The sequence below is a fragment of the Paenibacillus sp. FSL L8-0340 genome (assembly GCF_038593145.1).
Lineage (GTDB): Bacteria > Bacillota > Bacilli > Paenibacillales > Paenibacillaceae > Paenibacillus_AQ.
In genome coordinates this window covers 1,316,789-1,331,141 of the sequence record NZ_CP151967.1, presented here as the reverse complement: position 1 = coordinate 1,331,141, position 14,353 = coordinate 1,316,789, and the positions used below count along the sequence as shown (strand labels likewise).

Below are 14,353 nucleotides of genomic sequence, written 5' to 3'. Positions count from 1 at the left end.
CGCGCTGCCGCCGGGGAAGAAGGATGTGTAATTGCCGGCAAGTCAGAGCTAGCCCTACAGCGGGATTCTCTCTACACCTGACAATTTCTCACCGGTGAATTCCATCCGGTAAATATCCGGCTTCGTAGTCTGCATCAGAAATTCCAGTCCATAGTCATCGGAGAAATACCCCATCATTAAGGCCATCACCAGACCATGGGTGCCGATGACTATGTTTTCACCCGGGTGCTTCCGCAGGATATCCTTAAGGACTTGGACCGCCCGATCTCGGCATTCATTATTAGACTCTCCGCCCGGTAAGGCAAAATCCGCGTCTGCATACATCTTCCTTAGGGCTGGATACAATTCATCTTGTGGCAACGGGCGGTTGCCTTCCATCCAGATTTTTTCTTTTAGCGCTTCATCGGGAACAATCTCCTGGCCCAGTTCTTCTGCTAAATGTGCTATCGTCTGTACCGCACGGACATAAGGACTGCTGTAAAATGCATGAATCCCTTCACTCCGTAATTTTGCCGTCACCCGACGGGCATCTGCTTCACCTTTGGGAGATAACCCGCGTTCTCTCTCATCTCCTCCGGTTTTGGGAGACTCTCCGTGCCGTACCATGTAAATGAAAGTACTCATTTCAATTAATCCTCCTGAAATTGTATTGCCGGCTTTGAATTCCTTCAATAACTGCAACTGCCTACAAGCCTGCGGTTGAAGCATATGCTTCTCCTAACAATTTCTCCGGGAGGATTCCATGTCCTCCTGCAACAAGAAAAATAGACCAACCAATGGTTTCTGGCTGACCTAAAACTACCAAAGAGCCACGCAGGCTTGTTGGATGTTTAAGTTGATTATGCAAGTCCTACATGGAAAGCCCTAAGTGGGAAGCCCTAAGTGTACTTTGTACAGTTATATCAGGGATATTTGCACATATGGGAGAGTTAATTGTATTCTGTACAGCTAAAAGTCGGCTATCCACCGAATTTCGGGCAATCAGCTAATTTTAGCTGTACGAAATACAATTAAAAGTAAAATCAGGCCCTGGGGAGTCACTTTAGCTGTACGAAATACAACTATAAATCTGCCACCCGGCAAATGAGGCAACGTGAGAGGTCCAGCTTACCAAAACACAACTAAATAACTCCAGGTCCTGCTGCCCTACACCCAATTCGTCCGCTGAACCAGTTAACTACGCCGTCACGCCATTTAGAGCCACTTCCACTTCTATTGAGCACACTTCTATACAGCACACTAAGATCCAGCATACTCCTGTCCAGCACACTTCTGTCCAGCACACCTCTGTCCAGCACACTAATATCCAGCACACTAATATCCAACACACTTCTATCCAGCACACTTCTGTCCAGCACACTAGCTGACCTGTTCTACAGAACTTACTCTCTCCCGCTTTGCAACTGGCCAAAGCACACGTCCCAACACTATACCGGTCAGACCCAGAACAGCTTGGATGATGCCGAAGTTGACGAAGATTTGACCAGGACCGGCAAGTTCGACCAGCAGACCTCCCAGCAGCGGGGCAACAATCATCACGGCACCGAGGATCGTGCTCTGAATACCGAATACCCGGCCTGTCATATGTGGAGGCGTTTCTTTCTGCAGGCTATAATTAAAGGCTACAATAAACATTCCGTTCCCGATGCCCAGTACAAATCCCAGCAGCAGCACCCAGATTACAGAAGCTCCAGGCTGGAGCAGTCCCAGGCCGAGAACTGAGCCGCCGATCAGCACATAACCGGTGCCAAGTCTCCAGCCATACCCCGTTCCCAGCTTCAGCTTGTTCATGACGAGGATGATGAGCACAGCCCCCACACCGGAAGCGGCAACCATCCAGCCCAGCAGGGATTCATTGGCCGGCGAAATCATCCGGAACAAGCTGGTAAATTGAAAATCAATCATCTGGATCGCCAATGCCCCCGTAAGTCCGAACAGCATCGTATTCAGCAGCACCCGGCTGTGCAGCATAAAGCTCCAGCCTTCCTTCCACATGGTGCGAAGCGGAACCCGTTCCTCTGGTGACTCGGGAACAGGATTTGCCTCTCCCGCAGAAATGTTTCTTACCGAAAGCAGCAGCAGGTAGGAGCAGACACGAAAAATGGCATTCAGTAAAATGCACCTCTGCGGCGTGAGTACTGACAAGGCTAATCCGCCCAGCAGCGGGCCGGCAATTTTGGAGCCTTGATTTACAATGCCGTTAAGCGAGGTCGCCTGAAGCAGCTGGTCCTCCCTGACAATACTGCGGGTCATAGACTGCTGTGCAGGCACATTCAGTGTAGAAACTGCTGCGCGCAGCGACAGCAAAGGCAGCAGCCAGACCATATCGGGAGCGAATAATACCAGCACGGTCAGAACCGCGGTGAGCAGATCGCATAACCGCATCAGCTTCAGCTTGTTCATCCGGTCGGCGGCCACCCCGGCCACGGAGCCGAGCAATAGGCTCGGCAGTGCTATGGCTACCGGAATCAGCGCCAGCATCAGCGGGCTGGCCTGCCAGCGGTAGCCGACAAGCACTTGAATGGCCAGTGTATCGAACCAATCGCCAAAGGTTGCCGTGGCGAAGGCGCTGTATACACGCATGAATACTTTGTTATGCAGCAGGCTGGTTCCCTGCTTAGTTGAAGCCTCCATCTGTCATTCCTCCAGGTCACATTTAGAATCTTAGAATTGTGTAATTCATGATCCTACTGTATCGGAGAATTGTCAGAGAATTATCAGAGAGCTTTCAATATTTGCTTCAGCACATCCTCCAAAGACTGGGCAAGCCGGTCGAACCCCAATTCCTCAAGCTTGGCTGCAAATTGATTATCATATTTGTGCTGCAACGCTTGAGGAGGAGGGAACATCCGGCAGAAGTGATATATGCGGTACAACGCATGAAGAGGCAGAGGAACGAATCCGGTCATTCCCAGCACCTGCAGCCCTTCATCCAGCAGTTTCTCTGCTTCACGCCACTGCTTGTTGCGCAAACGCCATAGTCCTTTTACTATTTTATAGCTGCCAATCTCCCGCAAAAAAGGCTTGTCCAACAATACTCCCTCTATAGCCTCGTCCAGCCGTTCCAGCTCAGCATCTTCGGTTCCCGCCACCAGATGCACAAACAGCTCCACAATCATCATAACCGGAATGAAATTTTCATAACCGGGTTCAGCAATGACTTGATAGGACCTTTCCAGACGTTCCAGCGCCCTCTCCGGCTGCCCCGCTAAGGTGAACAAATCCAGAATTGTGAGGATCTCCAATTCCACCTGATCAGGTGGAGGCAGCAATTTTTTCCGGATCACCTGCTCACAGTACGCCAGCTTCGGCTTGGGATCGCCGGAGAAAAAGTAGAACAGCAGCAGGTAAAAAAGCCGGTCCTTTAAAGGCACCTCTTTCGTATACAGCAGCCACTCCAAATCCCCTTGCACAAAGTGAATAACCATGGAATAATGCGGGTCCAGCTCATAGCCGAGGACGTCCTGCTGACGCGCGAGGGTGAGCATCGATTTGCCCTGGCCGTATACATGAAACTTGCCGAACACGTCACGCATCGTATCGCGCAGCTCCGGATCATGCGTGGTCGGTGTAATCATCACACTGCCCAAACCCGGCACTGCCAGACTATAACCAAAGCCCCGTACCGTCTTGATATCAAGACCTTTAAGTCCGCGGAGCTTTTTGCGCAGCCGGTAGATATGATCATCCACTGTCCGTTCCACCGGATACTCCAGCGGCCATACTTTATCCAGAAGCTGCTCCCGGCTGAAGGTCCGCCCCCTGTTATGGTATAAAAACTGCAGGAGTGCAAATTCCTTAGGCAGCAGCTCGATCGTCATTCCTTCGGCCGACACTTTATATTCGCTCCCGTTTAATTCCAGATGCATAGCTGAACCTCTTTTCCACGGATGAATCTATCACTTTATTATAACAGCCAGCCTTCACCCAGCTCCAGCGGGAAAAAGGCAAAAAGAGCAAACCCGCAACTTCCTGCAGGTTTGCTCTTCCTTCCACTCTACCTATTGCGGTTTGCAGCAGCAGTATCTCTTATCCGCAGATTATCCTGCCATATTGTTAACTGCATCCTGTTCAGAAAATACAGAGATATGATCCACGGTGCCGGAGGACTCTGGAATAATGAATTTGAGCTGGTATTCCTTGCCGGCTTGGTATATGTAGATCTTATCGCTGCCGTTCACCGCAGTGCCGCCCGGCTTGCCGAGTACTTCCTCAATCTGCTTCAGAGTCAACTTCTGCAGCTCAGCAGCGCTTGAGCGGACATCGAAGATCCGGCTGCCTTTATTGAAGCCAAATACGACATGTTTGTCGCTGTAGACTGAATACATCCCTTTACCCGCCGAATCCTTCGTGTCCGGCTCTCCCCATGCTGCTTCGACCTCATCTATTAATCCGCTGTGCGCAGCATATTCTACACCCGGCACTTTGCCCTGCTTGGCAAGCTGGAGCAGTTCTTCCAGCTGCTTGCTGCTATCCTGCAGAGCTACAGCAGAAGACCCTCCAGCTCCAGAGCTTGGTGAAGCTGCCGCTGCCGGCTCCTCGGTTGGAGCAGATGAAGCGCTCGCTGCCGGCTGTGAGGTTGCCGGTGCACCCGTACCAGCCGCCGTTGTCGGCAATGCAGATGCCGCCGCCTGTTGATCAGAAGAATCACAAGCCGTGAGCCCGATCACCCCTGCCAATATAATGATGCCGGCTATTGATCTAAATGTTGTTATCATCTTGTCATCTCCTTGATCGACCCTAACGTTCCTGTAGTATGGGTTCCAGTAAGAACTAACTGCTAGTATTGACGGAGGGAAATAAAGAAAGGTTGCAGCAGCAGATACACTGCCAAGCAACGTGAAACAGTATAAAGCACAGGGATTACCATAAGTACTGAAACAACTTTTGGCACAAGAAAAGACGCCACTTGGCTGCCTCAGCAGCCAAGTGGCGCAATTCGGAATCTTTTACCCGCTTGTCTAGATTAAATCCGCCCGCTGCAGCAACCGCTGAATCATTGCGGCAACTTCGGCTCTTGTGATAGATGCCTGCGGATCTAATCGTGTAGAAGTTCTGCCGGAAACAATTCCGGCGGCAACACTATCTGCAGCACTGCTCACTGCCCATTTCGAAACGCTGCCTGCATCCGTAAAGGAACTCAGCAGCTCAGAGGCCTCTTTATTCTGTAGCTTATCTTTCAATGCGGTGATTTGCATTGCTTTTGCAATCATTGTCATTGCTTGTTCACGGGTAATCTTGTCCAGCGGACGGAAGTTGCCGTCTTCAAACCCGTTAATTAGTTTGTACGCATACGCTGTCTGCACTGAACTGCTATACCAATCCGAAGCCTTCACATCCGAGAAAGCACCCGTACCGTTCTCCAGTTTCAGACCTAACCCCCGTACAACGATTGCGGCGAATTCGGCCCGCGTAATCTCTGCAGCAGGATTAAACGTTCCGTTCCCAACGCCGTCAATAATCATGCGTGAACGCATATTGTTGACGATATCTTTTGCCCAATGACCGTCCATATCCTTGAATTCCAGCGGATGCCAGATAATGGAGTAGGTGCTGTTGGTCAAGCTATTGACGATGGCAAAATATTGTTGATCAATCTTAGCCACTTTTGTCGGCACATGTCTCACCGATCCGTCCGGCTCAACCACAATCCCGGTTGTAATTCTGTTCGGGTCCACACCATCCGGAAGAGCAATCATCCGCTCTACATAAGCGTTAAACTTCGTTATTTCAACCGTGGTATCCCCGTATTGAGCCCGGATTACAAAATTAAGTGGTGGAGCAGCAAGCGCAAACTCCCCTGCAGCCGCCGAATTCTCCACTATTCTCAGCGTATCCGCTGTCGGCTTAGCGATCTCAATTTGAATTTTGATATCTTCAAGGGCAACTGACGCTCCAAGCTGTGTTGAAATAGACTCAATGTTAATTTGCGCCGCAGGAAGCGTGTAAGTGGCATTTCCGCTTTTAAACTCAAGCACTGCCTGCTTTTGTTCCATACTCTTGATTATTTGGCCGCTTAACTCGCCTATGACAACATTAGAACTGCTGATCACCGGGATCGTTATCAGAGCTCCTTGGCCTTCGGCTGCAAGCTTTTCTTCCAGCTTCTTCTGATCAATTACGACAGTTGTAACACTCTGCCCGTTCACTATGGAGGTTGATGCTGTTCCTGCTCTTTCCACCTTGCCATTAACAAAAATATCAACACCGTCGTTTGTCGCCGGAGTCGTAATTACAGGCGAGGTCTCATTCTCATTCCCTCCTCCACCGGATGGCACCGATGGCGCGGCTGGCGTAACTTCGTTCGATAGCGCGGATGAGGCACTGCTGCCTGCGCCGTTAATCGCTTTTACCGTAAAAGTATAGGCCGTGCCGTTTGTCAGTCCTGTAATGGTAATTGGACCTTTTGTTCCAATCACCACGATGTTGCCCGGCGAAGCCGTAACCTCATAACCGGTAATTGCACTGCCTCCGGTCTCTGCCGGAGCCGTAAAGCTTACCACTGCCTGTCCATCTCCGGCTACTGCGGTTATATCCGCCGGCGCGCCCGGAACCGTCTTTGGAGTAGCGTTCAATTCGTTCGAAGCTGCGCTATCCCCTGCTTCATTGGCCGCTTTGACCACAAAATAATAAGCTGTTCCATTATTCAATCCTGTCGCCTTATAGCTGTATACCGAACTGCTGACTGTAGCTATTTCATTGCCGTATTCAGAGGAAGAAAGTCTCTGGAATATCTTGTACCCTGTTGAACCCGTAACCGGACTCCAGATCAGGTTGATCTCGCCATTACCGGCAAAAGCGGATTGCAGGAAAGGCACTCCCGGGATAGGCACCGACGTATCGGTTACTGTAATAACAAGTGTCTGCACTGCGCCCGCTGTAAAGTTGAACGTTAAGCTCGTCGTGCCTTCTGCCAGCGTAGCCAAGTAATCCTTCTGGAGCGTTACTGTGTTGCCTGACACGGTGTAATCACTTCCTGCGGCAAGATATGCCACACCGTTTGAGATGCTGGTGAGATTATTATCATTCAGCATCATCGTTATTACAACATCCGCCTGTTTGCCCGTATTCTTGTCGAAGCTTGCAGTCTTCGGACTGATTGAACTGTTATTGGCTGTTGAAATCGTGTAGCTCTCGCTCAGCACGGAGCTATCTGTCATCCCCGGTTTCACCGCGATGGCTTTAATCGTCTTCGCGCTCGTCAGGGTGATCGGTCCGCTGTAGAGCGTACTGCCGATGGTTGGCGTTGTGCCATCCGTCGTATAGTAGATCACCGCTCCGCTGGTGGCGCTGCTCAGCGTTACCTCCGTGCCCGACGCTACCTCGCCTCCGGCTGGATTTGCTGTCGGCGCTGCAACCTGCGCCATAATGGTGTAGCTCTCGCTCAGCACGGAGCTGTCCGTCATCCCCGGTTTCACCGCGATGGCCTTAATCGTCTTCGCGCTCGTCAGGGTGATCGCTCCGCTGTAGAGCGTACTGCCGATGATTGGCGTTGTGCCATCCGTCGTATAGTAGATCACTGCGCCGCTGGTGGCGCTACTAAGCGTCACCTCCGTGCCGGACGCTACCTCGCCTCCGGCCGGATTTGCTGTCGGTGCTGCAACCTGCTGCGCTGCAATCGTGTAGCTCTCGCTCAGCACGGAGCTGTCCGTCATCCCCGGTTTCACCGCGATGGCCTTAATCGTCTTCGCGCTCGTCAGCGTGATCGGACCGCTGTAGAGCGTACTACTGCTGGTCGGCGTTGTGCCATCCGTCGTATAGTAGATCGCTGCGCCGCTGGTGGTGGTGCTCAGCGTTACTTCCGTGCCTGACGCTACCTCGCCTCCGGCTGGATTCGCTGTCGGCGCTGCAAGCTGCTGCGCCATAATCGTGTAGCTCTCGCTCAGCACCGCGCTGTCCGTCATCCCCGGTTTCACCGCGATGGCTTTAATCGTCTTCGCGCTCGTCAGGGTGATCGCTCCGCTATAGAGCGTACTGCCGATGGTTGGCGTTGTGCCATCCGTCGTATAGTAGATCAACGCTCCGCTGGTGGCGCTGCTTAGCGTCACCTCTGTTCCAGACGCTACCTCGCCTCCGGCTGGATTTGCTGTCGGCGCTGCAACCTGCGCCATAATGGTGTAGCTCTCGCTCAGCACGGAGCTATCCGTCATCCCCGGTTTCACCGCGATGGCCTTAATCGTCGTCGCGCTCGTCAGGGTGATTGGACCGCTATAAAGCGTGCTGCTGCTGGTTGGCGTTGTGCCATCCGTCGTATAGTAGATCACCGCTCCGCTGGTGGCGCTGCTCAGCGTTACCTCCGTGCCCGACGCTACCTCGCCTCCGGCTGGATTTGCTGTCGGCGCTGCAACCTGCGCCATAATCGTGTAGCTCTCGCTCAGCACCAAGCTATCTGTCATCCCTGGTTTCACCGCGATGGCTTTAATCGTCTTCGCGCTCGTCAGCGTGATCGCTCCATTGTAGAGCGTACTGCTGCTGGTTGGCGTTGTGCCATCCGTCGTATAGTAGATCACCGCGCCGCTGGTGGCACTGCTCAGCGTTACCTCCGTGCCCGACGCTACCTCGCCTCCGGCTGGATTTGCTGTCGGCGCTGCAACCTGCGCCATAATGGTGTAGCTCTCGCTCAGCACGGAGCTATCCGTCATCCCCGGTTTTACCGCGATGGCCTTAATCGTCGTCGCGCTCGTCAGGGTGATTGGACCGCTATAAAGCGTGCTGCTGCTGGTTGGCGTTGTGCCATCCGTCGTATAGTAGATCACTGCGCTGCTAGTTGCGCTGCTCAGCGTTACCTCCGTGCCCGACGCCACTGCGCCTCCGGCTCCGGTTGGATTCGCTGTTGGCGCGTCCACTTGCGCTAGGGATCCGGTTGCCGCCATCACTAATTGCGAACTCCCGGAGATAACAATTCCACCATTCAGCTCCATCAGTGCATAAATCGCATTGATATCAATGTCCGACAAATCAACTCCAGCATCCTGCCAGGTAGAGCCCTGGTCTCCCGTGTAGTAAATCCCCGGAACATTGTTGCTGTCGTATGCTACTATATAAATATTGTTTCCCTTTTGTCCCATCATCGTAGAACCCCCGTAGAAACTATAAGTACCAGTTAAAGTTGGGGCGCTCCATGCCGAGAGATCATCACTCGTGCGGGAGAATACTTCATAGGTTATTGAATCATACCCGGTCAGGACATATTTACTTCCGTCATATACAATATTATTAAAAACATCCGTTTGATTCGGATAAGCACCGGAGTGATTTACCCAGGTGTCCCCATCCGCTGAGGTCCAGATACCGGCCTGGTCTACATTGCCGCTGCTATCATAACCATATCCTAAAGCTATAAATTGATTATTATCATAGGTTACGGTATATAGAGCATCAAGGGATTGCACAGGCAGCACAGGCTCATTCCAGACCACCCCGTCAACCGACGTTTTTATTTTGGGCACCGAGCCTAAGCCTGTCCCAACTGCAACAAATTTCCCGCTGCCAAAAGTGATATCTGTCAAAGATGTGGAATCGTTTATACTGCTCCGCACAGTCCACGCTGAACCATCGGTTGAGGTGGCCAGCGCTGTTGTCGTTTGACTCACGTCACCGATCGCCACGTATTTGTTATTGCCGTACGCTGCGGCCGTAAAGGTTCCTGTTCTTGAGGATAAAGCGGCTTTACTCCATGAAGTCAAGTCACCCGAAGTCCATATAGCCCCATCGCCCCCTTGTTTTCCAGCAGCGACATATTGGGATCCGTCATGGATAACTTCATAGAAAGCCCCTCCCCATTTATAGCTCCAATCCGAGCCGTTAGGGGATACCATCATTCCTTCATTTCCCAGACGGAAATATTTTCCGTTCACGAACATCGAGCTCTGAGTCACAAAATAATTCTTAAACGGCTGCATCGTCCATGTGGTTCCGTTCGTCGAGGTATACACAGCACCATAATTAGGAGATTCATAGCCGAACAAGTAGTATTTCGTACCATCATAAAATCCATTAAACATCTGATTATTATATTGAGAAGAATTCTGCTTAAAGGGGGCACCCAGTAAAGTGAAAGTTGAGAGGTCTGTAGAGGTCCAAATATATGCCAAAGGATCTGAAATATAATAGCGGTCCTTCATCCAGGTGATCATATTTGTACCAATAGATGGTCCTGAAGGGCCTGACGGCTGTGCCACAGTCCAGGTTGTGCCATTCGTGGTGGAATATATTTTCCCGTTCCCGGCGCCAATAGCCAGTCTGGATCCATTATTTCCTACCGTTATTCTCGTTACATAATCGCTAGAAGCAAGGCCAGTAGGGACGACTGAAGTCCAAGTAATTCCGTCTGCCGACGTTAAATATTTCCCCTCTGTTGTGGCGTAGAATGCACTGTTCCCATTAAATTGAAGAAATTCAACATTCCCTATCCCCTTGCTCACATTGGAGGTGCGCTGCGTCCATGTTGTGCCGTCGGGTGAAGTCAGAATGACTCCCGCGCTCCCGGCTACGACAAATAATCCGTTTCCATAAGCTACCCCGTTAAAAGTGAAAGAGCTCGGATCTGCCACTCCAGTGTAGGTGATGTCTGCTTTTGTTTTTACGTTCACCCAGGTCTCTGCATCCGCTGATTTAATAATCGCCCCGTAGTAACCAACTGCGATATACGTATTATTGCCATAGGCAAGATCCGTCATTGCACTGGATGGTAAATTGTCGTAGCTTTTCAGCGTAAAAGAATCCGGTGCAGGATTAGCAGCATTTACAGCCTGCGGGTGAAACAAGAACAGCGTTAGAACTCCAAGCAACATCGTTCCTACAGAAAAATAACTTAAACCTCTTTTCATCGTTAGCTGCCTCCATTATGTGATCTCGTCTATGAAACTGACAATTTTGTGAACAAACTTAATATCCCATAATTCGACATCTTACGCCTAACTCCTCTAAAAATTAATCAATTAAAAAAATAAATTAAAAAGCAGCTATTTGGACAACTCCGCATAGTTGCTTTTGAGTTAATTCGATCTGCTATTCAACTCTGATTTAGCATCTCAGGAAAAAATCTCCTGCTTACGCAACCATAATCCTCCAGCACGCATCTTAATAGTAAAGGGAGGGGAGCTTCATCTGGATATTATAGAAAGAATTATTGCTAGGGATGAGTCGGCTCTCCGCCTGTTGATGGAGCTTTATGGTGATATGCTGCTCAGAACCGCCTGCCTGCTGCTTAAAGACCAGCAATCTGCCGAAGAAGCCGTGCAGGATACCTTTATTCAGGCTTACGCCAAAATGGCCCAGCTTCATGATCCGCAGCGGTTAAAGGCCTGGCTGGTTTCCATTGTTGTCAACCGCTGCCGGATGAAGCAGCGGACGTGGAGCTGGCGGAGCATTTTCCCTGCGGCAGAGAGCGGACAATGGATGGAAGAGTCCGGTGCCTCCGCTGGAGCGGAAGATCACTTTATGGTGGAATGGCATCATGTGCGGTTGGTTGAAGCCGTCCGAAGCCTGGATTACATCTATCGTGAAAGTCTGACCTTGTACTATTTCCATGAAATGAGCATCCGCGAAATATCCGCGGAGCTGAACACAGCGGAGAATACGGTTAAATCCCGTCTGGCCAGAGGCCGGATGCTGCTTAAGCAGACTTTGGAGAAGGAGGGCATTTCCTATGAATACGGATCGTGAACAAATCAAAAAGCGGCTTGATGAGGAGCTCCGTCCCGTCACTTTCACAGGTCATGAACAGGTACTGCGGCAAACCCACCCTCCTACGGGCCGGGCCCGTCTGCTGGCACTTTGGAACAAGGAGCTGGATATTCCGCTCAAAGCTGTTGGCGCATGCACGGCAATCCTCGTAACAGGAGCACTGCTGTTATATTCACCGCATACCGGTACTGAAACCCAGCAAGCTGTTCAGCAGCCGGGACAACGTGAATTAATCAAAGCCGGAGGCAATATGTACTGGAAAGACATCTATGAGCGGGCGGTGAAACGGTATGAAAATTAGATTAAAGGTCAAACATCTGGTGCTGTTTGTGCTGCTGCCCCTCTCTCTGTTGGCTATTGTAGCTGTTGTACAGCCTTTCTCACAATCCCGAACAGGAAGCCCCTCCTTATCGGCTTCCACAGCCAAGGATGATCGAATAAAACTTCTCAATACTCTAAGTGGCAGCACCGGCAGCAAACGGATAGAGCTGATCCGCACAAAGGTCATTGAACCCGGCAATCTAGATACCTCGTACAGCTTCAATGTGTATATCGGAGCTTCGATGACTCAATCATCACAAAGCGAAAACGAAGAACCTCATTCCCCTCTGCTTCCCGGAGACAGGATCAAATTCCTGCAGGAGTATATTATGCAAGGCCCTGCTGACTATTCTATGCTGAATGCGGTCAAGCAGCTGCTCTATGAGTACGACGTGATTGGCACAATGGATGATGAGGCTGACCAGGCACTGGCAGCTGCGGTGGAGCGGATTAGCAGCAACTCCTCCTTGGCAAAGGAACTGACGCTGATCCGGGCAGAACGGGCACTGAACAGCGGTAATTTTACAGCGGCGGAAGACCTGCTGAAGCAAGCGGATTTCCCTGTCCAGTACAACGATCTGGAAATAGATGCCCATACGGCCTGGCTTGGCGGACGTCTGCTTTTTGCCCAAGGGAAAAGCCGTGAGGCATTAACTCTGGTTACAGCCGCGCTGGAACGTTACCGGATGGGGTGGGGAGAACTGGAAAATGAATATGGCGGGGGCGAAACGCAGGTGATCCATTCGAGAGAAAGCGGCGATGACAGCAGTACTGGAGCATTTGAGCAGGGAAGTACTAACAGCGAAATTAGGCTTATTGCCCTTCAGACGGCGTTGCAAGCTGTTGTAGATATGGGTATCCATACACCGGCGACCCTACAAGGTACACTCACCAAAAGCAATGGAACCCCGGTGCCGCGCGCCGGCATCTTTCTCCGTGCGGAAAGCGAGATCTATCATAGTGTGATGCAAGATTCCGAACCCTATCAAATCGTTACCGACGAGAACGGGCATTTTGAATTCAGCGGGGTCATTCCCGGCTTCTATCAGCTTCAGATCGGCGTCAGCTTTGCCCAGATTGACGGCTGGACCTGGCCTGTACAGTCTGAGGACTGGATTGAAATCAAGCCAGGGGATGATTTCACCAAAAATATCGTTCTGCAGCCACTGCTTGAACTGAAATCTCCCGTAAATTCACAAGTGGTTACAGATTCCTCTGTTAAATTTGAATGGGAACCAGTAAAAACCGCGGCATATTACAACCTGAGCGGTACCGTCATAGAGGGAGGCTCATTCACTACCATAGTCCGGCAGAACATTAAGGATAATAAGGTAACCATCCCGGCAGAAGAGTTATACGATGCCGGCGGCTTCTCCATCAGCGGTGGCGCAGATGACTGGAAAACTATTGATCCGTCCTCCCTGCTTGGGTTCGCAGATCCTGAAGGCCGGTTCTCGTGGACCATCGATGCTTTTGATGAGCAAGGCAAGCTGCTTACCCGCAGCAACGGCTACCGGCTGAACGATGATACCGTGGGCAATCTGCCTTTCTTTTATTACAAGTCGCGTACACTTACTGCCGCAGACAAGCTTGTTAAGGACAAGAAGCTCGAACAGGCACTGCAAGCCTACCGCCGGGACTACGCCGCAAATCCGCAGGATGCCCATGCCCTGAAAATGCTAACCCATCTCCTGACAGCCAAAGCCTCCTATACAAAAGATAAACAAGCGGAGGATGCAACAATTCCCTTGTTAATCCAGCTCGTTCAGCTGCGTCCGGATGCCAATTTCACCTTTTCACTCGTAGATCACTACTTTGACCACGCCAACTGGATGAACTATAACAAATATTATTCCATATATAATGAGCTTGTTCAGGAAAAGCCAAGCTCTTATGTGATGGCCATCCATGCTGCCGCACTGATGTTTCAGGGGCAATTGGCAGAGGCCCGCAAGCAGTTTGCCGTTGCGCTGGAGGAAGACCTCAGCCACCGCTTTATCGGCAGCTATCTGGCGGCGGAACTAGCCTCCGGCCAGCCGCTTTCTTCCGTGCTGGAGCTGGCGAAGCGTTATCCTGAGCACGGTTATCGAACAAGCGGTTACCGCTGGCCCCTGATGATCTTGAAGCTTCAGTCTGAGCGGGAAAAGCAGCCGGAGGTTTTTGACAAACTGCTGCAAGAGAAGCTTGCTTCTTATGTCGCAGGTGAATCGGAGGCATTGCAACAATGGACCCGGGAGGGTGAGCCTACAGCACTGAAAAGCTTCTTCAAGGCCGTTCTTGAGGTTAGCTAAGGTTTTTTTTCGGAGACAAGTAAAGGGATAGAATCGGGTAGTTGATCAACCCG

Annotated in this window: 9 protein-coding genes; 3 read left to right on the top strand and 6 right to left on the bottom strand. The window is 51.1% G+C overall.

Features of this window, described 5'->3' with window-relative positions; genetic code table 11:
- Positions 1-54 precede the first annotated feature (54 nt).
- The 6 genes from NST07_RS06030 to NST07_RS06005 all read right to left on the bottom strand — a co-directional run bounded on the left by NST07_RS06030 (position 55) and on the right by NST07_RS06005 (position 10,829).
- Positions 55-624, bottom strand: a complete 570-nt coding sequence (locus tag NST07_RS06030) for a histidine phosphatase family protein (RefSeq protein WP_341090299.1) — start codon at positions 622-624, stop codon at positions 55-57.
- Positions 625-1,121: 497 nt separating this feature from the next.
- Complete coding sequence (locus NST07_RS06025) at positions 1,122-1,358, bottom strand: hypothetical protein (RefSeq protein ID WP_342481217.1); 237 nt, start codon at positions 1,356-1,358, stop codon at positions 1,122-1,124.
- A gap of 1 nt (position 1,359) precedes the next feature.
- A complete protein-coding gene (locus NST07_RS06020) occupies positions 1,360-2,634 on the bottom strand; it encodes an MFS transporter (RefSeq protein ID WP_342481216.1) in 1,275 nt (424 codons plus the stop codon).
- An 83-nt stretch (positions 2,635-2,717) separates the two neighbouring features.
- Positions 2,718-3,869: a winged helix-turn-helix domain-containing protein gene (locus NST07_RS06015; protein ID WP_342481215.1), complete on the bottom strand. Its 1,152-nt coding sequence runs from the start codon at positions 3,867-3,869 to the stop codon at positions 2,718-2,720.
- Positions 3,870-4,040: 171 nt separating this feature from the next.
- On the bottom strand, positions 4,041-4,718 hold the full coding sequence (locus tag NST07_RS06010) for a YjgB family protein (protein ID WP_341377512.1): 678 nt from the start codon (positions 4,716-4,718) through the stop codon (positions 4,041-4,043).
- 243 nt (positions 4,719-4,961) lie between these two features.
- Positions 4,962-10,829 carry a chitobiase/beta-hexosaminidase C-terminal domain-containing protein gene (locus NST07_RS06005; RefSeq protein WP_342481214.1) on the bottom strand — a complete coding sequence of 1,956 codons (5,868 nt, stop codon included), beginning with the start codon at positions 10,827-10,829 and terminating at the stop codon, positions 4,962-4,964.
- Positions 10,830-11,043: 214 nt separating this feature from the next.
- Here NST07_RS06005 and NST07_RS06000 point away from each other — a divergent pair, with 214 nt between their 5' ends.
- Genes NST07_RS06000 through NST07_RS05990 form a run of 3 tightly spaced genes read left to right on the top strand, consistent with a single transcriptional unit; the run spans position 11,044 to position 14,300 of the window.
- Entirely contained in the window at positions 11,044-11,667 is a 624-nt protein-coding gene (locus tag NST07_RS06000) for a sigma-70 family RNA polymerase sigma factor (RefSeq protein ID WP_341380329.1), read from the top strand.
- Positions 11,651-11,989 (top strand): hypothetical protein, encoded by a 339-nt coding sequence (locus NST07_RS05995; RefSeq protein WP_341377510.1) that lies wholly within the window; start codon positions 11,651-11,653, stop codon positions 11,987-11,989. The genes NST07_RS06000 and NST07_RS05995 overlap by 17 nt, the downstream gene beginning before the upstream one ends.
- On the top strand, positions 11,979-14,300 hold the full coding sequence (locus NST07_RS05990; RefSeq protein ID WP_342481213.1) for a carboxypeptidase-like regulatory domain-containing protein: 2,322 nt from the start codon (positions 11,979-11,981) through the stop codon (positions 14,298-14,300). The genes NST07_RS05995 and NST07_RS05990 overlap by 11 nt, the downstream gene beginning before the upstream one ends.
- Positions 14,301-14,353 lie beyond the last annotated feature (53 nt).